This window comes from Bradyrhizobium sp. UFLA05-112 (assembly GCF_053572325.1).
Genome location: NZ_JBANBK010000045.1, coordinates 1 through 16,515, shown reverse-complemented (window position 1 = coordinate 16,515; position 16,515 = coordinate 1). Strand labels below are relative to the sequence as shown.

The 16,515-nt window shown below is 59.5% G+C and carries 22 protein-coding genes and 2 pseudogenes; 14 read left to right on the top strand and 10 right to left on the bottom strand.

Annotated features, from left to right (window positions below):
• The first annotated feature begins 298 nt into the window (after positions 1-298).
• Entirely contained in the window at positions 299-694 is a 396-nt protein-coding gene (locus SO180_RS24475) for a hypothetical protein (RefSeq protein WP_449381399.1), read from the top strand.
• Between the two features lie 168 nt (positions 695-862).
• Positions 863-1,276 (top strand): hypothetical protein, encoded by a 414-nt coding sequence (locus tag SO180_RS24470; protein WP_449381449.1) that lies wholly within the window; start codon positions 863-865, stop codon positions 1,274-1,276.
• A gap of 127 nt (positions 1,277-1,403) precedes the next feature.
• On the opposite strand, the gene SO180_RS24465 is transcribed toward SO180_RS24470, so the two are convergent.
• On the bottom strand, positions 1,404-1,616 hold the full coding sequence (locus tag SO180_RS24465) for a hypothetical protein (protein ID WP_449381398.1): 213 nt from the start codon (positions 1,614-1,616) through the stop codon (positions 1,404-1,406).
• Positions 1,617-1,681: 65 nt separating this feature from the next.
• Between SO180_RS24465 and SO180_RS24460 the strand changes: the two genes are divergently transcribed.
• Positions 1,682-2,344, top strand: coding sequence for an SOS response-associated peptidase (locus tag SO180_RS24460; protein WP_449381397.1), 663 nt, complete (start codon positions 1,682-1,684; stop codon positions 2,342-2,344).
• Positions 2,345-2,521: 177 nt separating this feature from the next.
• A complete protein-coding gene (locus SO180_RS24455) occupies positions 2,522-2,830 on the top strand; it encodes a hypothetical protein (protein WP_449381396.1) in 309 nt (102 codons plus the stop codon).
• A gap of 231 nt (positions 2,831-3,061) precedes the next feature.
• Here SO180_RS24455 and SO180_RS24450 read toward each other — a convergent pair whose 3' ends face one another.
• On the bottom strand, positions 3,062-4,057 hold the full coding sequence (locus SO180_RS24450; RefSeq protein ID WP_449381395.1) for an ABC transporter substrate-binding protein: 996 nt from the start codon (positions 4,055-4,057) through the stop codon (positions 3,062-3,064).
• A gap of 168 nt (positions 4,058-4,225) precedes the next feature.
• Between SO180_RS24450 and SO180_RS24445 the strand changes: the two genes are divergently transcribed.
• The gene (locus tag SO180_RS24445; RefSeq protein ID WP_449381394.1) at positions 4,226-5,026 is read left to right on the top strand and encodes a DUF4198 domain-containing protein; all 801 of its coding nucleotides are present in this window, start codon (positions 4,226-4,228) and stop codon (positions 5,024-5,026) included.
• A 264-nt stretch (positions 5,027-5,290) separates the two neighbouring features.
• On the opposite strand, the gene SO180_RS24440 is transcribed toward SO180_RS24445, so the two are convergent.
• The 5 genes from SO180_RS24440 to SO180_RS24420 all read right to left on the bottom strand — a co-directional run bounded on the left by SO180_RS24440 (position 5,291) and on the right by SO180_RS24420 (position 8,900).
• On the bottom strand, positions 5,291-6,535 hold the full coding sequence (locus SO180_RS24440; RefSeq protein ID WP_449381393.1) for an ABC transporter substrate-binding protein: 1,245 nt from the start codon (positions 6,533-6,535) through the stop codon (positions 5,291-5,293).
• A 404-nt stretch (positions 6,536-6,939) separates the two neighbouring features.
• A complete protein-coding gene (locus SO180_RS24435) occupies positions 6,940-7,371 on the bottom strand; it encodes a hypothetical protein (RefSeq protein WP_449381392.1) in 432 nt (143 codons plus the stop codon).
• The gene (locus SO180_RS24430) at positions 7,361-7,714 is read right to left on the bottom strand and encodes a hypothetical protein (protein ID WP_449381391.1); all 354 of its coding nucleotides are present in this window, start codon (positions 7,712-7,714) and stop codon (positions 7,361-7,363) included. Before SO180_RS24430 ends, SO180_RS24435 begins: the two co-directional genes overlap by 11 nt.
• 55 nt (positions 7,715-7,769) lie before the next feature.
• Positions 7,770-7,967, bottom strand: coding sequence for a hypothetical protein (locus tag SO180_RS24425; protein WP_449381390.1), 198 nt, complete (start codon positions 7,965-7,967; stop codon positions 7,770-7,772).
• Positions 7,968-7,970: 3 nt separating this feature from the next.
• Positions 7,971-8,900, bottom strand: a complete 930-nt coding sequence (locus SO180_RS24420) for a hypothetical protein (RefSeq protein ID WP_449381389.1) — start codon at positions 8,898-8,900, stop codon at positions 7,971-7,973.
• 304 nt (positions 8,901-9,204) lie between these two features.
• Here SO180_RS24420 and SO180_RS24415 point away from each other — a divergent pair, with 304 nt between their 5' ends.
• Positions 9,205-10,296, top strand: coding sequence for a hypothetical protein (locus SO180_RS24415; RefSeq protein WP_449381388.1), 1,092 nt, complete (start codon positions 9,205-9,207; stop codon positions 10,294-10,296).
• A gap of 25 nt (positions 10,297-10,321) precedes the next feature.
• Entirely contained in the window at positions 10,322-10,648 is a 327-nt protein-coding gene (locus SO180_RS24410) for a hypothetical protein (protein WP_449381387.1), read from the top strand.
• Positions 10,649-10,853: 205 nt separating this feature from the next.
• On the opposite strand, the gene SO180_RS24405 is transcribed toward SO180_RS24410, so the two are convergent.
• Positions 10,854-11,252, bottom strand: a complete 399-nt coding sequence (locus tag SO180_RS24405; protein ID WP_449381386.1) for a hypothetical protein — start codon at positions 11,250-11,252, stop codon at positions 10,854-10,856.
• A gap of 158 nt (positions 11,253-11,410) precedes the next feature.
• Here SO180_RS24405 and SO180_RS24400 point away from each other — a divergent pair, with 158 nt between their 5' ends.
• Complete coding sequence (locus SO180_RS24400) at positions 11,411-11,593, top strand: hypothetical protein (RefSeq protein ID WP_449381385.1); 183 nt, start codon at positions 11,411-11,413, stop codon at positions 11,591-11,593.
• Positions 11,594-11,606: 13 nt separating this feature from the next.
• Here SO180_RS24400 and SO180_RS24395 read toward each other — a convergent pair whose 3' ends face one another.
• Positions 11,607-12,980: a class I SAM-dependent methyltransferase gene (locus SO180_RS24395; protein ID WP_449381384.1), complete on the bottom strand. Its 1,374-nt coding sequence runs from the start codon at positions 12,978-12,980 to the stop codon at positions 11,607-11,609.
• Positions 12,981-13,506: 526 nt separating this feature from the next.
• Here SO180_RS24395 and SO180_RS24390 point away from each other — a divergent pair.
• The 6 genes and pseudogenes from SO180_RS24390 to SO180_RS24365 all read left to right on the top strand — a co-directional run bounded on the left by SO180_RS24390 (position 13,507) and on the right by SO180_RS24365 (position 15,780).
• The gene (locus tag SO180_RS24390) at positions 13,507-13,680 is read left to right on the top strand and encodes a hypothetical protein (RefSeq protein WP_449381383.1); all 174 of its coding nucleotides are present in this window, start codon (positions 13,507-13,509) and stop codon (positions 13,678-13,680) included.
• Positions 13,681-13,830: 150 nt separating this feature from the next.
• Positions 13,831-13,971, top strand: coding sequence for a hypothetical protein (locus tag SO180_RS24385; RefSeq protein ID WP_449381382.1), 141 nt, complete (start codon positions 13,831-13,833; stop codon positions 13,969-13,971).
• Positions 13,972-14,432: 461 nt separating this feature from the next.
• Positions 14,433-14,600 (top strand): annotated as a pseudogene (locus SO180_RS24380) (serine--tRNA ligase); the annotation flags it as partial.
• Positions 14,601-14,696: 96 nt separating this feature from the next.
• The gene (locus tag SO180_RS24375; RefSeq protein WP_449381381.1) at positions 14,697-14,882 is read left to right on the top strand and encodes a hypothetical protein; all 186 of its coding nucleotides are present in this window, start codon (positions 14,697-14,699) and stop codon (positions 14,880-14,882) included.
• Between the two features lie 74 nt (positions 14,883-14,956).
• Complete coding sequence (locus SO180_RS24370) at positions 14,957-15,568, top strand: recombinase family protein (protein WP_449381380.1); 612 nt, start codon at positions 14,957-14,959, stop codon at positions 15,566-15,568.
• Positions 15,565-15,780 (top strand): hypothetical protein, encoded by a 216-nt coding sequence (locus tag SO180_RS24365; RefSeq protein ID WP_449381379.1) that lies wholly within the window; start codon positions 15,565-15,567, stop codon positions 15,778-15,780. The genes SO180_RS24370 and SO180_RS24365 overlap by 4 nt, the downstream gene beginning before the upstream one ends.
• Before the next feature lie 198 nt (positions 15,781-15,978).
• Here SO180_RS24365 and SO180_RS24360 read toward each other — a convergent pair.
• Positions 15,979-16,515 (bottom strand): annotated as a pseudogene (locus tag SO180_RS24360) (hypothetical protein); the annotation flags it as partial.

Here is a 16,515-nt window from a genome sequence, read left to right as displayed (position 1 = left end):
GCCAAACCGCATTGGCCTGGACGCTGAACTAAGTTTGGCTCGCTTATTGATGTGGTTCACACCCCGTCCGGATTGAACCGGAGCGAGCCAACGGGACGCCCTACGACGGTGACAGCTACTTAGTCTTGCTATGGCGCGCCAAAATCTTGTGAATTTGAGCCAAGAAGGAATTCATCGCCTTGAGACGGCGCGCGGGGCGGGGTACGCGGGACCCCGGTGCGTAAGGGTATTCTCAAAAACGCGCATCGCGGTAAATTATGTTCGACTTCGCACACAAAGGCGGTGCGCGATGTGGCGGATGTCGAATGCGCAATCGCTGATCTTCGTCGCGGCGGGCGTCGTCATGGTCGCGCTGCTCGTAACGCCCAGCCTCGCCCGTGATCGTGGCAAGTATACTGGCTCATCTCCGGAATTGCGCGCGTGGTTCAACGGCCTAAGGAGCGGCAGGGGGCCGTGCTGCTCGGCCGCCGATGGCCGAACGATCGCCGATGCCGACTGGATTAGCAGCGGCGGCCACTATCGCGTCCGCGTGCCGCGCAGCGATGGCGATGACAGCGAGCTGGTGTGGGTCGATGTGCCCGACGATGCGGTCATCACCGAGCCGAACCGGGTGGGGCGAACGATCGTCTGGCCGCTCTGGGTTCTCGGCTACAGCGTCTCGATCCGCTGCTTTATGCCGGGGAGCATGACGTAGATGGGCTACTTGCTCCGCTGCTTGATCTCCTACAGCCGGTAGGCTGCCTCGATGTACAGGTCCGGTTCTGTCGGCGCCGGCACCGGCCGCCTTGTGCCCGTCGAGTTCTCCACCGCAATCCGTAGCGGCTTGCCTGTCCGGCGCCGCCCGGCGATCCTCCGTCCTGGCATGGGCACCAAATCGCGCGAGAGCATTTACGGCGCATCGGTTCGGGCGGCGGCAGAGCGGGCGGCAGAGGCCCGCAAGCAAGCCGACCGGCTGGCCATCGAGGCGTGGAATAAGCGCATGCTCGCCTTCAAGGGGCCTGCCCAGCCGTCGCCAACGCTTGGCGACGCGCTCAACGCCGGTTACTTCTATCTTGAGGTCCGCTGCCTCGGTTGCGACACCAATCAGACCGTCGCCCTCGACATCGTGCGCCGGCCGAAGTGGACGCCGGTTCATGAGCTGGAGCGCTCGATGCGATGCAAGGATTGCTCGGTGGTGCGCGGCTATCCGTACAAGCGGAGCCACCTTGTGGCGCTGCGCCGGACGAAGATTTCAGCGAACGATCCGCCGTCAACATGGTGGCCAGGAGAATGCTGAATTGACCCGGAGGGGGACGAGAGTGAGTGGACGCAAGTTGACGAAGGAACAATCTGAAAAGGCCAACGCTCTTCTCAATGAGGTTCGGTCAAAGCTCGAAGCTATGAGCGGTGGCGATCCCCAGCTCCTATTCTACTTTCGACGGCGGATATTCATCCGGCTGACGCATGATGAGCGTGGAACGCCAGCCCATCGGACGAAGCTGAAGCAGCTGAAGATGCGCGAGCAAGATGGCAAGTGCAGCATTTGCAGCAAACAGCTTCCCGAAAAGGAGGCTGAGCTTGACCGATTTGTAGCTTGGAAAGGGTACACTCCCGAGAACACTCAACTTATCCATCATGAGTGTCATCGTCGCCAGCAACAGGATCGTGGGTTTGGCTTGGGCAGGCCGGATTAGCGTCAGCGATGTGCAATCTCTACAGCATCACCACCAACCAAGCCGCGATCATCAACCTGTTTCGCGTGATCAACCGCTACGTCGGCAACCTGCCGCCAATGCCGGGCGTGTTTCCCGACTATCCTGCGCCGGTCATCCGCAACGCCGACGCGGGCACTGAGATGGTCCTGATGCGCTGGGGCATGCCGCCGCCACCGCGCACAGGCGGGCCGCCGGTCACCAACATACGCAACACGTCGTCGCCGCACTGGCGAGGCTGGCTCAAGCCGGAAGGCCGCTGCTTGGTCCCGGCCAACAGCTTTGCCGAGTACGCGCCGGAGCCGAACCCGGAGACCAAGAAGAAAGACGTGGTCTGGTTCGCGCTCAATGAGGACCGGCCGCCGTTCGCGTTCGCGGGCATCTGGACGACGTTCAACGGCGATCGCGGCACGAAGTCCAAGCCGGTACCAGGGCCGCATCAGGTCTACGGCTTCCTGACCACAGCGCCGAATGCCATCGTTGCACCGATCCACCCGAAGGCCATGCCGGTCATCCTGACGACCGACGAGGAGCGCGATGTGTGGCTGCGGGCGCCGTGGGACGAGGCCAAGACGCTGCAACGGCCATTGCCGGATGAGGCCCTCAGGATCGTCATGCGCGGCGAGGACAAAGAAGACGAGATGGCGGCGTAGGCGCCGACTTCATCTGCACAACCTGCGGCAAGCGCGGCGCAGACTTGCGGTCAGACTTCAATTGGAACAAGTGCCAGTTAGCATATGGGCTCTCGGGGAAGGCGAGACAAATTGTAAGCTGGCGCGGCATTCACTGGCACGTAGGCTAGTGGCACGCTTTGGTCCAGGAGTTTCGTTATGCATGCCTCGCCATCGATTGTGCCCCAAGGGGCCGACCAAAACACTTATCTCGTGCTGGAGGACTTCGGCCGGATGGGCTGCTACTGGCGCGAGACCGACGCTGACAACGCTGACCGCGAGACCCTGATACGTGACCTAGTGGAAGGCCAGTATAGTCGTCCAGTCCGCATCGTGGCTTTCAATACCGCCGAAGGCTGGTCTCGTGACGCGACCATGGATATCGCCGACGAGCTGCGCCGACGCTACGTTGAGTTCGGCGAGGTACCAAACTCGATCCTCGAATTCATGGATACCAATCGGCGCTGAACGGCGATGTCTGGATGCGCGCGCCGTGGGATGATCCCAAAGCGCCGCAACGGCCGTTGCCGGATGATGTGCTCAAGATCGTCATGCGACGGGCTGATAAGGAAGATCGAGCGGCAGCATAGTCTGTCGCTGAGCCCCAGGAGCAGACCAACAGCAGGCGGCCCAGTAGGGGTGCGATGGGCCACTAACCGACAAGGGAGCTACCTAGTCGTACGTAGGCGGAAGAAAACGTCATTCGATCACCATATCGGCGGCGGTTAGCAGTGTCGCGGGTACGGTGAGCGAAAGCGCCTTTGCGGCTTTCAAATTGATCGACAGTTCGAATTTTGTGGCCTGATAAAAGGGAATATTGCCGGGATTTGCGCCCTTTAGGATCGCATCCATATCGGCCGCCATGCGTTTGTTCAATTCAACCAGATCGGTGGCGTAGCCCATCAGGCCGCCAGCCACGACGAACTCCGTAAAGGGATAGATCGCGGGCAGCCCGGCGGCCCCAATCAGCTTCGCAACGAGCACGTGATTGACGAAAGGATCGCCATCCAAGGCAACCATGACGCCATCTGCGCCCTCATTTTTGGCCTTGGTTATCGCATCGCGATAGACGGCTTCGCTGCTCGGAACGGTGATAGGACAGCGTTCCAGCGGGATGCCTTGCGCATCCGCTGCGGCGCGCGCCTCTCGCAAGTAGATGTCAAGTGTCTCTGTCGTGGCAAGAAAAGCGAGCTTCTTTAAGGACGGGAACATTTCGCGCAACAGCGCGATCCGCTTGCCATGGATAGGGACCTCGGGATCGAAGGAAACACCCGTGATATTGCCGCCAGGATGCGCGATCGACTTGACCAATCCCTCCCGAATGGGATCGAAGCTGAGCGCCACAACTGGTATCGTATTGGTCGCCTGCTGGAACACCGCGCCTGCCCCGACGACAAAAATGAGATTTGGCTTGCTATCGACAATCGCGGCGATGGTCGCTTTCGATCTGACGTCAGGTGTTTCCCTGCCGTAGCGCTCGATTTTGAGGCTCTTGCTCTCGACAAGCCCAAGACGCCGCATTTCGGCGAAGAGTGCGCGAATGTAGCGGTTATAGCTGTTCTCATACATCGAGGATAAGGGTTCGGTAGCGCTGTACATGACAATCCTCGGCAGCGACGCTTGCGATTGCGCGCGTGCCGTCAACGGCAACATTGCGCTGATCACCGTCGCAGCGATGAATTCCCGCCGTCGCATATGCCCCTCCAAGGACCATAGAAGAACGTAGCACTTTGTCGTGGGGATGTGGGGTGGTTTAGAAGGACCGGTTTGGGTCAGAAACAGACATCACTGTGGAACGAAAGGTTGGGGCAACTGGTATTGGCATGTCGGTTGCTCTATTCATTCTGCTAATCTTCAACGATCTTGCGGTTTGTCAGAAGGGTAACCTCTATGAGCTGTCCACGCTATGTGTCGGTTGTTATCGCACTCGTTGCACTCATCGCCGTTGCAAAGCCGACAACCGCCCATGAGCTGATCGTCAAACCAACAGAAATGAGCGTAGCCGTCGGCTCTGAGTTTGGTTTTGCCGTGTTGTCGTCTCATGTCTTCATCACAAGCCAGGAGCTGGAAGCGCCGGAGGATGTTCGCGCTGGTGTGGCTTTCAACGGCAAGCGCACGGAAACCCCGCTTCGACCCGATGAAGGTTCGCTATCCTTTCTCGGCAAGGTCAATGCGCCGACGGGCAACCCGTTCTTTCTGGTCGCGACCCGCCTGCCGCAGGTCTGGGCTACCACGGCCAAAGGCGTCGTCCGGGCGACCAATAAGACGCCCGGCGCATATAATGCGTTCAAGATCGACAAGTTCGCGAAGACGTTGATCAACGGTGCGCCCGACGCAGCAGGTTTTGATGCGGTCCTTGGCGATCCGCTTGAAATCGTCCTCACCGAAAATCCCGCTTCCGCGCACGTCGGCGATGGGATTGGCGTCAGAATACTCGCGAACGGAAAACCAATCGCGACAACGGTCAACGCGACCTATGACGGCTTCTCCAAGAAGGAGGACACTTACGCCTACACCACGCAGAGCAAGGCGGATGGTTCCGCGGTCGTGAAAATCACGAAGCCGGGCCTGTGGATGGTGCGCGTGCAAAATTCAGTACCGGAGAAGACCGACGACTATGATCGGCACGTGACGCGCGCCGTTCTCCTGTTCGCGGTGCCATAACGGAGTGCGCAGCCTGAGCGCATGTTCGTAAATATGGCCGACGCGCCTGCTCCGAGCGGTTAGTCACTCGTCAGTATGAGGTCTGGTTCGGGTCACAAGCAGCGGTCAAGGCAAGCACACCCCGGCGTCCGGTTTACCGCCGACAGCCGACATCACGACGGCTTAAGCGCGGTTCGGCTTGGGGCCAGGGCACAAAGACGGACATCCCCGCCCTTGGATGCCTCCAACGTAAGACGTGATCTCCTGAATTCATCCTGCAAATCTCTATTTAGAAGAAAGCGCCACCTGCTCGACATGCGCGTCGATTATCGGGCCGAATCCCTCCCAGTGTTCGCCGTTGAAGCGGTTCATTCGCAGCTGTTCGATCGGGTAAAAATCGGTCGGGGAGGTCTTGACGCGGATTCCGGGGCGTAGGGTTTCGACCTCGAAGTCAAGATTGGCGACCACCTTCATTATGTTGTCGCGTGTGAGATTGTCACCGCAGCGCTTCAGGACTTCGACCAGCCCGGTCGAGATACTGTAAGCCGCCAGCGTACCGCCATCGGACTTGTCCGCTTCCGGGTAATACTTTTCCAGGAAAGCGCGGAAGTGCCGCATGCCCGGGTAGTTGTCCCATTGCGGATCTGTGACATCCATATTGTAGAGTGCGGTCAGGATACCCTTGGCGTTCTCAAGCCCTGCAGGCTTCAATACCCCACCAATAGAACCGGAGACATTGGACACAATCTGGACTGGGTGCCAGTCGAGTTCAGCAAGTTTCCTGATAGCCTGCGCTGCGTATTTCGGCGTAGCAATATTGATGAAGAGGTCAGGATTCGCGGTCTTGATCGCCACTACCTCCGAGTCCACGGTCGGCTTGCCGACTTCGAAGGGCGCGCTGATGATGACCATTTTTTCATACCTGTCACCAAGCCCATCCTTCAGACCCTGTATGTAGTCCTTACCAAAGTCGTCGTTCTGGTACAGGACGCCGATCTTAGCCGTCGGGTGGTGCTCCAGAATATAGCTTGCGTAGATGCGCGCTTCGGCACGGTAGCTAGGCTGCCAGCCGATGGTCCATGGGAAGTGCTCTGGGTCGCCCCAGCGCGATGCGCCGCTCGACACGAACAATTGCGGCACTTTCATTCTATTCATGTACTTCTGGATGGCGGCGTTATTGGCGGTCCCGAGCGGAGCAAAAATCAGAAAAACCCCGTCGCTCTCAACTAGCTTGCGCGCTTGTTCCACAGTCTTTGGCGGGCTATAGCTATCATCGTACGAAATGAAATTTATTCTGCGCCCGTTGATGCCGCCGTTGTCGTTGATCATCCGAAAATAGGCGCTCATCGTCTTGCCGTTGATGCCATACGCCGATGCCGGTCCACTATACGGCATGATGTTGCCGATCTTGATCTCCGTATCGGTTACGCCGGTATCGTATTTTTTCTGAGCAAGTGCGCTGCCCTGACAGGCAGTTAACAAAACGATGGCGGTCGAGAACGCCGCCAATCGTCGGCTGACGAATGACATTTCGCTTCTCCCTATGAACCAACGCCCTATGAACCAACGAATGTGTCCGTTTTAATTCGAGAACACTTATCGCCTCCTGTTCGATAGTGAACACCCATCGCCTGAGGTTGTCGATCACTATGAGCGCTCCTTTCGCGCGCGTATCAGTTCATCCGGCTCGTCAACATGTCTGACCTTAATTGTCCAGGGCACATCACTGCCACCGCTGGAGATCAAACAATCAGCACGGCGTCCGCTCGGGGTTAAAACCGGTAAGGCTCAGGTCGAGCATATAATTTCGGCTTCGCCTTCAAGAGCCGACTAAGCGTCAAGCCGGCTCGAACAAAAGGCCCCGACGTTGTTGCACGTCGGGGCCTTCAAGATCGTCAGGCCGGTTACGTCCGCCGGGCCATCGGATCGTTGGATTACGGCACCCGATCTAGTACAGAACGTGACGCGGATGCGCCGTGACGCCGATCATATTCCGCTTGAAATCGGCGCGCCGCCAACTCCCGCTTACGCCAATCAGCCCGGCGCCGATGCTCGATCGCCAACGCCTTGCGTGCCGCCACTTCCCAGATGATCTTGTCGATCTCGGCATCATCTAGCGTGCGTTTGATCCGCAGCACGGTGGACAGCACGATCACCAAGTCGCCGTAGGGCAACAACAAGTCATTCGCCGCAATATCGCAATACTTGAGGAAGGCGGCGATTGCTTCCTCGCTCTTACAAATGAGCAGCGCCAGCTCACGTGCCTGCCGCTGATCATCTACGCCCGACCCGGTATCGTCATGTCCCAACAGCATTCGCTCGGCGGCCCGGCCGGCCGCCAGCTCGATACAATGACTATGAAACATTCGCGAATACGTCAGAAACTGAAGCGACATCCTCACCGGGCTGGGGCATCAACGGAGCAAGGGCATGGCGAACGTGGAAAGCATCGCCCCGGCCTTCGGCGTACGCCTCCATGTGCCGCTCGCTCCAAACCCGGCCGCCATAGCCCGGGCCGGGATCGACCGTCGCTCCGCCGAGCGAATGTCCGAGCAAACGCGCCACCACGATGTGGCCGGCCTCATGGACCGCGATCCTCACGTCCTCGTCATACGAACGGCCGATTGCCGCGAGCAGTTCTTCGTAATCATCCACCTCCGCGTCGGGGCCCCTGCCGTTGTCGCTAACCTCGACGCCGGCAGCGGCCACCTCTCCACCGAGAGCGGTCGCGGGGGGTGCGCCACACTCTTCGGCTGAAGTCAATTTATTCACGGCTGAGCGCCTTCTTGTGACGCAAGAGCATGCGCGCGCGGATGGCCGCGATGGTGCCGTTGCGGGCATGGGGCATCGCCTCGGCGATCAGCTCGGCAACATGGGCTGGGACATGGTCCGGGCCTCCGATCCAGCCGTCCAAACGCGTCATGATCGTATCGAGCGGCATGATGAGCTTCTGCTTACGCATTGGTTACATCCGAGGAACCGCGATCTGGATCGTCCGCGCCTCAGCCGAGCGATCGATCTCAACGAAGCCGGCTTGGCGCAGGATGGAGTCGGCGCCGAGGCCGGAGGTGTTGTTCGCCTCCTCGACGGCGTCGAGATCGATGACATCAGGAGCCTGAGGAGCGAAGTCACCGCCACGCATGCCACGGAGCTGGGCGCGGCGCGGATCGGCGGTGGCTACCGCGATGCCGAGGCGCAATGCGCGTTGCGCCGTCGCCGCCGGCATGGTTGCGTCATCGAACTGACCGGCGAAGCGCTTGCGGCCATCATTGTCGCGATAGCGGGCCGACTTGAGCATGAACAGGGTCATGGTCGGCGGCGGCGCCTCGACATTCGCAACCGACGCGGGCGCAGGCTTCAGCGGAATAGCCGCAGCCCCGGTTTTGATCTGCTCCACCATTTGGCGCAGCTCCACCAGAGCAAGCGCGCCAGCGACGTCGATCTGTGCCGCCCAGTTGCGCGCGACCGCGCCCAGCTCGTTGGCTTCGAAATGGAAGTGAGCGACAGCCTCGACGGCATCGGCGAGCTGGCGAGCGGCCGTCTGGTATGCCGGCAGCGCCTTGTCGATCTCATCGAGGTCGCGCGCCAACTTGTCGGCCGCCGCGTTGCGCTCAATGACCGCGCGCTGAGCGGCAATCTTGGCTTCGGCCTCGGCGACCTTGGCCGGCTGGACGGCAAGGGCCTTGGCGAAGTTGTCCCGCGTCACCGCGCAAGCAGCGATGGTCGTTTCCAGCTTCGTACGAACCTTCTCATCGGCGTCGAGATCGGCCTCCAGCAGGTGCCGCTGGAGCTTTGTTTCGGCGTCAATGAAGGCCGCTTCAGCGGCTTTGTGACGGCTGTGCAAGGTCGCGGCGCGCGCACGCAACGCCGCGAGTTCGTGTTCGATTTTTTCCATGGGTGATTTGCGTCGGAAGGAGATTGCCATGCCCACAGACTACGGCCTGTCGCATGCTTGGCGAAGGCTGCACTCGTGAGCGCGCCAAACGGGGGCCGTTTCTTAGGCGACCTGGCGGGTTTTGTTGTGGCGTGCGCCAACCATGAGGGAAGCTGGCGCTCACGAGAGTCTCGATGAAGCGTCCAATAGCGGACGTGCCCGGATGTCGCAGAAGGGGTCAACTCCGGGCGTCAGGGCCAGAGGCATGCGGTTCATCGGCTTTCAAATGCACGATCGCTGACCAAGCCTGACGATTCCGCGACAAATGTTCGCACCTTCATCAAGGAAAAACCGCAAGGAATTCAATCCGCAATTCGCTGCCGGGATGGTGGGCAACGGCTTCCGGCAGCCCAGGGGAATTGCTACCGTTGGTTTTGCGTGCGTGGATCGAAAGGGGGCACCTGTGCTGCAGTTTTTCAGATTTCTCTGTATCGCCATTTCTTGCTTTGCAGTAAGCGTCGTCTCGGTAGAGGGGCGATCAAAAGGAAAATCAAATCGAACAGGGTGCAACTTCGTCGATTTGGAAGTGCAGACGGATTGCCTAATAGCAGAGACGCTGCAACGCCGCGATTTAGCGGCCCTTCAGCGTTATCTAAATCTGCCGTATGCAAATCCGAAGCGGTTGATGGTATCGCCGACTTGCCGAAAACGAAGCTACTTCGACTGCGCTTTAGTATACGGCGTAATTGAAGCGTTCCCAGCTATAAGCGCTGCTGGCGGCGATCCCAACATCCACGATGTAAGCCAACCAACGCTTTTGAGGTATCTCGTTGGCAGGTTGCGTGAGCTAAATAAGACCGCTCAGCTTGAGAGCGCTGTAGATATTTTGATTGCCAGCGGGTTGAACGCGAACACGGTTGAGACCAGCGCCCGTTTTACCCCCTCCACCACGTTGGCTGCAGTCATAACATCCTGCCAATCGTATGATCGCGCAATGTTTGCTCGCGTATTGCAAAAACTAGTGACGAGGGCCGGAGCTCAGCCATTTGCAAGATCCGCGCGAGGCGGAATGAGTATACCTCATCAGGTCGCGACTTCGTATGCCTGTGTACCCGATGCGCTGGATGCGATTGGTTTTGCCTCAATGTCAAAGGCCGGCCTTCAGTTACTGGGATTATACACCGATGATTTTGGTGCAAGCATAGTAGATGTTGCAATGTCGTCGATAGATCGCAGGAGGCGGCCTCCTTACGATCGGATGTGTTTGATCGCTAATGAGAGTTTGGTGAATTGGGCTTTGGCTAGATATTTCGCTTCAAAAGACCAGGCAATCGCAACTGATATGGCCGTCAACCAGGGAAGATTGGGTACCTATATTGAATGCGCGTGGGGCCGCATCTTCGCGGGAGTGTTATAGCAATTTTGGCTTCGTGGAGGCACCAATGTTTAAGATATCGATCGGACTATTGCTTGCTATGTTCTTTTGCGTCTCTCCGTCCATGGGCAGAGGGATAGTTATGGAGGACATTGAAGATGCGGGGATCTATTGCGCAATAGATGGCGTTCGGGGCTTCTACGATCTTGCTGTAAAGAGGTGCAAAGGCAAGACCTTTTGCACGATGGCGGCGACGATGGTTGCGACGAGACAGGAGTTGATCCAAAAGAAATGCAGTGGCTTTTTCGTTGCACCCGTTTGTCGCGGGACACCGGTGAATGTCGAAAGCCGCTACGACGTATTCAAGACGCTACCGGTCTCTTGCAAGAGGTGAATTCCTCTACCTGCCCGATTGGGCTAATGCGAGGGCCTACGGTGACACATGCACGTCGACTTGGAATCACACGCGGAATGGCTCGTTCTGAGCACAACAGCAACGTCGCCGTAGGTTAGTGTCGGTGCCCGCTTCGGGTCACGAGCGACAAAACACACCGTGAGCACAAATAGGTCTGCTTTCTGGTGCGCAGTGACCGAACCGCTCACGCCTCCTGCGCCGGCACCTCCACCAGCGGCTCCTGCGTTCGCGCCCAGCCCTCATATTTCTTCGCGCGGTCCTCGGCGAGCCGACGCTCGTGAGGGCCGCGACGCTTGTTATTGATCCTGCCGCGCTCAAAATCATCGAGCAGCCGCGCCTTACTGACGAACCAGCGTCGGCCGAACTGAACACCCAAAGGTCTACCGTCCTTGGCGGCCAGTTCGCATTGCCTGCGGACTTGCTCGTCGCTGCACAGGCAAATGTCGCCGGCCTGTTCGAGCGTCAGCAGTTCGCCAACCAGAATGAGGTCGATCACGTCTTCGATCGTCGGGGGCGCCCAGCCCAGCAAGCCCAGCATCTGCAGGTGGAGTTCGACGAGACGGTCACGGTCACGATCCAACATTAATCGGCCTCATGGTCATCGACGTGAGGTATGGCCTCAATCATCTTGATGATGGAGTCAGCTCCATCGCCATTTTGTGACCTGGGTCATGTAGGCTGATTGGAGGCTCCACTAGTGTCCGGCGCGGCAGACCGGCGATTGACCAGGAGGCACCACTCATGACGAATGTGGCGCAAGGTTCGCGTCGCGATTACCTCACCGCGACCACGAGCGACGGCAAGATCGAACTAACCGAGGAGGAGTTAAGCAGGGCCGCGGGTGGGCTAAAATTTACTACGACCACCAAAGACAAGGTGGAAACCTACCTGACGTTCGAGCTTTCGAATACGCTAATTTCCTGAGGCGGGCGCTCGTTCAAATTCCATGCGCCGCGAGGAAAGTGCGCCACGCCTCGCATTCCGGACCGTCTGCCGTCTCGCCGCGCAGAACCGCACGGAGTCTGCTGTCGATACTCACGGCCGTGCCGCAGGGCAACGCCAAATAGGTGACCTCCTCCGGGCAGCCGAGGCGGCGCGAAATGACCGCGTTCAGAGGCGCGACATCAGCGTGGGTCGGTTCAACCGGGCGAATTTGGGTCGATGCACACAAGACCATTGCGTTCGCGATTACATCCATTGGTATCACGCCGACTTGTTCGACAATATCGCGGAGTCGGCACGGTCCTGCCGCGAGTGCCATAACAATCCCGCGTGCGGCTGCGTTGTCGAACGCGAGCCGGCCGGCCGGCGTTGCAAATGTGTACTCAACCTGTGTGTCTGGACGGGCTAGCAGAAAGGAACCGTCGAGCAGCCTCTGCTGTTGCGCCTGCTCGTCCAGGTTTGCGCCCGCGCGAACGAATATGTCGCGGCGGAAGAATTGATCGATCAGAAAGTCTCGGGCAAGCTCCCGGACATCATCATCCGCAATAGCAACAAGCGCGGCGCGCGCGGCTTGACCGAGCACAAAGGCGTCGTGGTTCTCGATGAGGGTCGCAGACCCAACCGGCCGGAGGCCAATGGTTGCCATCTCGGAGCGCACCTCGGTCACAAAAAGCGGGTCCCAATGCTTCCCCATAAACTCATGGGCGAGATACGCGACAGCCGAGGGTCCATGCCGCTCTTTGACCCCTGCGAGCATCGGGCTAGCCACCAGAGCTGGCGCCTTGAGCTCCAGAAAACCCTTCACGACTTTCAGCGCGGCCACGACCCGTTGGGTGCTGTCGCCTTGGCAAATCTCGCCGATGGCTCGCACCAAACGCTGAAGCGGCAAGTCGGCGGCACGGCCCGGCATGGCATTGTAGCTTAGATAGACGAGCCCGCCCGGCTTAAGACGGGACTCGATAAAGGACCGCACGGCGGCGCGGGCCAGCGGACTTATCCAGGAATAGACCCCGTGACTGACGATGTAATCGAATTGGGGCAAGCTCAATTCGGTTGCGTTCGCGAAATCCGCAGCATGGAAATGGACATTGCAGATCGCGGCTTCTGCGGCGATACCCTGTCCGTGCTCGACGTGCTCAAGCATCGCATCGACGCCGTGGAACTGGCCCGCCGGGTGCATTGCCGCCAGCATAGCGGCGGTCAATCCCTGGCCGCACCCCAGATCACACCAAGTAAATCCATCCCTCCTCGCAGGCGGCATAATGCCCGAAACCACGGCTACGTGATCGAGCCAGGCTGGAGCCAGTTCGTGAATGAAAGCGCGGACGTATGGCACGTCGGTTATATAACCATCGACGTGAGTGGACATCGGTTGCCCCAATCTGGCTCAGTGAGCCTAGAGAGAACATCGAGAGGTTCAAGGCGCTCTGGGCTGACCGCCACGCGACATTCCAAGCCAAGGTCAGCCTCGGGTCAAAAACTTGTATGCCATCCTGCGTTGCAGCCCCTCACACCGGGCGCCAGATAGTTGGCTGAGGCCACGGATGATCCAGTTTGCGCCCCAATCCGGGGGGCTTTTTTGGGGGTCGAAATCATTTCCTTGACCCAAGAAATCAGCACGAAACATACAGTTGTTCGCATGTCGTCAAACCATCAGGAGACGACCATTATGGAACCTAAATCCACAAAGATACCAGCCGACGAAACCTTCTGAGCCGAAGGATATTCCTCCGGGTCAAACCGAACTTGATCTGGACGAATTGGCCGGTGCCGCCGGTGGTACTCAGCAGGTCGATCCTAAGATCGATACCGCGCCGTTACCCCAGAAGCACAACATAGGTAACGTCAAGTGGACAGGCTAGATTTAGCTAATGAACTAATGAGGAGATACAATCATGACGAATCCAGACGAGGCAAAGGGCTCTCGTAGCGAGCACCTGACAGAGACTACCAAAGACGGCAAAATCGAACTCACCGAGGAAGAACTAAAGAGGGTGCCGGGTGGTGCCGTGCCGAGGGTCGACATCAAATGGACTACGACCACCAGCAAAAAAGTTGAGACATATTAAAAGGGCCCCTTGTAACTTGATCGCGGTAGCCGTCCGAGATCGTGGTCAGGGGGTCGCTCCACAGATCGCCGCTGCCCACGTCCCAGGTCCCGGCATCGGGCTGGCGCGAGCAGGCTTTGGGTCGCCGCGGCATCATCTCCAGAGCAAGCAGTGAGCCTAGTTCTGAATGCCATCCCGGAGGGCTGGTCCGCCTCGCTGGCCCAGGGACAGTTGACCCCGGCCGAAGTACAAGAGCTCGATCTGAAAAATGGCGAAGTGCACGAAATTACCCGCACCATCCGCACGGGTTGATAGCGGCCTTACTTGCCTTTCTGCTTGATCGCCCACGGCCGATAGGCTTCCTCGATGCATGGGTCCGGCTCCATGGGCTCCGGCACCGATCGCCTTGTGCCCGCCGCGTTGTCCACCGCAATCCGTAGCGGCTTGCCTGTCCGGCGCCGCCCGGCGATCCTCCGTCCTGGCATGGGCACCAAATCGCGCGAGAGCATTTACGGCGCATCGGTTCGGGCGGCGGCAGAGCGGGCGGCAGAGGCCCGCAAGCAAGCCGACCGGCTCGCCTGCCAGGCGTGGAATAGGCGCATGTGCACGCGCGAAATGATGCTCCTTGGACAGTTGCCTTCGATTGGAGATCGCAGAGCCATGCGGGTCTACAGATGTCTTCCCTGCCAGCGGACAACCTCTACGCCTGCTCAGGAATAGTGGGGCGTCGCACTCACGTCTCCTTGTGCGCCGCGAAGGTCTTCGCTGTTCTGCCGGACGGTAAGCCGCGCTTCGTCCATACGCTCAATGGCTCCGGCACCGCGGTTGGCCGTGCGCTGATCGCCGTGATGGAGACCTATCAGCAGGAGGACGGCTCGATTGCCGTGCCGGACGTGCTGCAACCCTACATGGGCGGGCTGAAGGTGGTCGCGCGCGAGTAGGGCGGTTGCCTTGACGGGCGTTGCGCGTCGGCGTTATTTGGCATCTACTTCAAATTGAATTTTATGACTACCTAATTTTCAGACGAGAGGTATTCATTGAGCGTCAAAGCCCTGATGGTGACGATCCTCCAGAACCAAATGACGTTGCGCGGCGTACATTCACTGATCACTTCTGAATACGAAGAAATCGTGGACTTGCTGATTGAGCAGCTCAGCCAACTTGAACTTCGCTTGGCCGCGCGCGACGTAACTGACAAGCAAGAGCCGCCGGAGCCTCGTTAGCCGTCTATAACCTCAACACAAACCGCGCCCACTCGCGGGCGCAAGCGCTTGCGCCGCGTGGGGCGCGGAGGTTGATGCTCGCTTTCTCCGGCCGCAAGGACCCTAGCACTGTCGGCGCCATTGCCCGGTTCGCTGAGGCCGAAGGCTTCGAGGTGGCCGGTGAGTTCGTCGAGGTCGAGACCGGCAAAGGTGCCGACGCGCTTGCTCGCCGCCCGCAGTTGGCTGCCGCGTTGGCTGAGGCCAAGCGTCGCAAGTGCGCGGTCGCGGTCGCCAAGCTGGACCGGCTCAGCCGCGACGTTCACTTCATCAGCGGCCTGATGGCGGAGCGCGTCCAGTTCGTCGTCACCGAGCTGGGTGCCGACGTCGATCCGTTCCTGCTGCACCTCTACGCCGCGCTGGCCGAGAAGGAGCGTCGGCTGATCTCTCAACGTACCCGGGATGCGCTCGCTGCCAAGAAGGCGCAGGGCAAGCAGCTTGGCAATCCGAAGCTGGTGGCGGCGGCGACCAAGCGCGACAAGGTGCTGCGGCCCATCCTGCAGAAGCTCGCCGGTCAGTCGCTCCGCGCCATTGCTGCCGAACTCGACCGACGCGGCATCAAGAGCTGGAGCGGCAAGCCTTGGAACGCGGTCTCGGTCAGGAATGCGATGGTCCGCCTCGGCTTCCAGACAACAGGGGGCGCGTCATGACGCCATCCCGGCGGCGCCAAACGCCCGCTTCGTCAGGCGCACCGCGCCCGCGCTGCTGCCACCGTATGTCATCTTCCCAGCACCTCGTATGGCAGCACAGCTATGCGCAGGAGGTGCGCAAGCCGAACGCCATGCGTTTCACATTGGACGAATTCGAGGTGGAAATCACGCTGTTCTTCGACGAGTGCGCCAACGAGACAGACGACGAATGACGTCGCCGCAAACCCCAGACAGGAAGTAACATGGTAAAAGATATTGTTCCTCGCGGGTCACCGCGGACGCCGGTTAGCCGGCCATCGTCGCCGCCGGTTCGCCAGTCATCACCGCCGCCGACGATCCTGACGTCGTCACCGCAAGCTGCTCCAGGGGCGGCGTCTAGGCAGCGCTCTTACCCGTCCTCGTCGTCGCGCTCATACTCGTACACGCCACACGGCAAGACCTGGACCGTCTACGACGGGATCGTGGCATTGATCGCGTGGATCAAAAAACGGTTCAGGAAGAAGCAGGCGTCCGAGCCGACGCCTACGCCGGTAACGCTGCTGCCACACGAGCCGGCGCCGACACTGTCGCACAAGCCCACCAAGACCATCGAGAACAAGCCCCCAATAGGAGCAGACATTGCACAGACTGGAATTCGTTCTACACGCCCTCGGCGTCCGTGAGGAGCGCAACGAAGGGCCGAGATGGCGAAAGAGTTGATGGCTCTCGCCAGCGCATCGCTCTTCGCGAGCGGCCTTTGAAAAACGCATTTCTTTGGCCGCTTGCCGCCGTTGCACCTCGTGGTCATGCTTGCGCGAATGCAACGCGTTGAAGTCGGAGACGCCGTCGACGCCCAGCAGAACAGCCTCGCCATCGATGACGAAATGTTTTTGGCGGTTCTTCAGCGCGGCCTCGGCGATCCACGGATAGCGCTTGGTCCAGTCGCTGCCGTTGCGGGACAGCAGGCG

What these genes read in the sequence shown, in the direction of transcription:
- SO180_RS24435 (WP_449381392.1), bottom strand. Translation starts at nt 7,371, where the DNA reads ATGTTTCATAGTCATTGTATCGAGCTGGCGGCCGGCCGGGCCGCCGAG.
- SO180_RS24425 (WP_449381390.1), bottom strand. Translation starts at nt 7,967, where the DNA reads ATGCGTAAGCAGAAGCTCATCATGCCGCTCGATACGATCATGACGCGT.
- SO180_RS24370 (WP_449381380.1), top strand. Translation starts at nt 14,957, where the DNA reads ATGCTCGCTTTCTCCGGCCGCAAGGACCCTAGCACTGTCGGCGCCATT.
- SO180_RS24455 (WP_449381396.1), top strand. Translation starts at nt 2,522, where the DNA reads ATGCATGCCTCGCCATCGATTGTGCCCCAAGGGGCCGACCAAAACACT.
- SO180_RS24420 (WP_449381389.1), bottom strand. Translation starts at nt 8,900, where the DNA reads ATGGAAAAAATCGAACACGAACTCGCGGCGTTGCGTGCGCGCGCCGCG.
- SO180_RS24460 (WP_449381397.1), top strand. Translation starts at nt 1,682, where the DNA reads ATGTGCAATCTCTACAGCATCACCACCAACCAAGCCGCGATCATCAAC.
- SO180_RS24395 (WP_449381384.1), bottom strand. Translation starts at nt 12,980, where the DNA reads ATGTCCACTCACGTCGATGGTTATATAACCGACGTGCCATACGTCCGC.
- SO180_RS24475 (WP_449381399.1), top strand. Translation starts at nt 299, where the DNA reads ATGTCGAATGCGCAATCGCTGATCTTCGTCGCGGCGGGCGTCGTCATG.
- SO180_RS24415 (WP_449381388.1), top strand. Translation starts at nt 9,205, where the DNA reads ATGTTCGCACCTTCATCAAGGAAAAACCGCAAGGAATTCAATCCGCAA.
- SO180_RS24365 (WP_449381379.1), top strand. Translation starts at nt 15,565, where the DNA reads ATGACGCCATCCCGGCGGCGCCAAACGCCCGCTTCGTCAGGCGCACCG.
- SO180_RS24465 (WP_449381398.1), bottom strand. Translation starts at nt 1,616, where the DNA reads ATGATGGATAAGTTGAGTGTTCTCGGGAGTGTACCCTTTCCAAGCTAC.
- SO180_RS24405 (WP_449381386.1), bottom strand. Translation starts at nt 11,252, where the DNA reads ATGTTGGATCGTGACCGTGACCGTCTCGTCGAACTCCACCTGCAGATG.
- SO180_RS24400 (WP_449381385.1), top strand. Translation starts at nt 11,411, where the DNA reads ATGACGAATGTGGCGCAAGGTTCGCGTCGCGATTACCTCACCGCGACC.
- SO180_RS24440 (WP_449381393.1), bottom strand. Translation starts at nt 6,535, where the DNA reads ATGTCATTCGTCAGCCGACGATTGGCGGCGTTCTCGACCGCCATCGTT.
- SO180_RS24390 (WP_449381383.1), top strand. Translation starts at nt 13,507, where the DNA reads ATGACGAATCCAGACGAGGCAAAGGGCTCTCGTAGCGAGCACCTGACA.
- SO180_RS24410 (WP_449381387.1), top strand. Translation starts at nt 10,322, where the DNA reads ATGTTTAAGATATCGATCGGACTATTGCTTGCTATGTTCTTTTGCGTC.
- SO180_RS24450 (WP_449381395.1), bottom strand. Translation starts at nt 4,057, where the DNA reads ATGCGACGGCGGGAATTCATCGCTGCGACGGTGATCAGCGCAATGTTG.
- SO180_RS24470 (WP_449381449.1), top strand. Translation starts at nt 863, where the DNA reads ATGGGCACCAAATCGCGCGAGAGCATTTACGGCGCATCGGTTCGGGCG.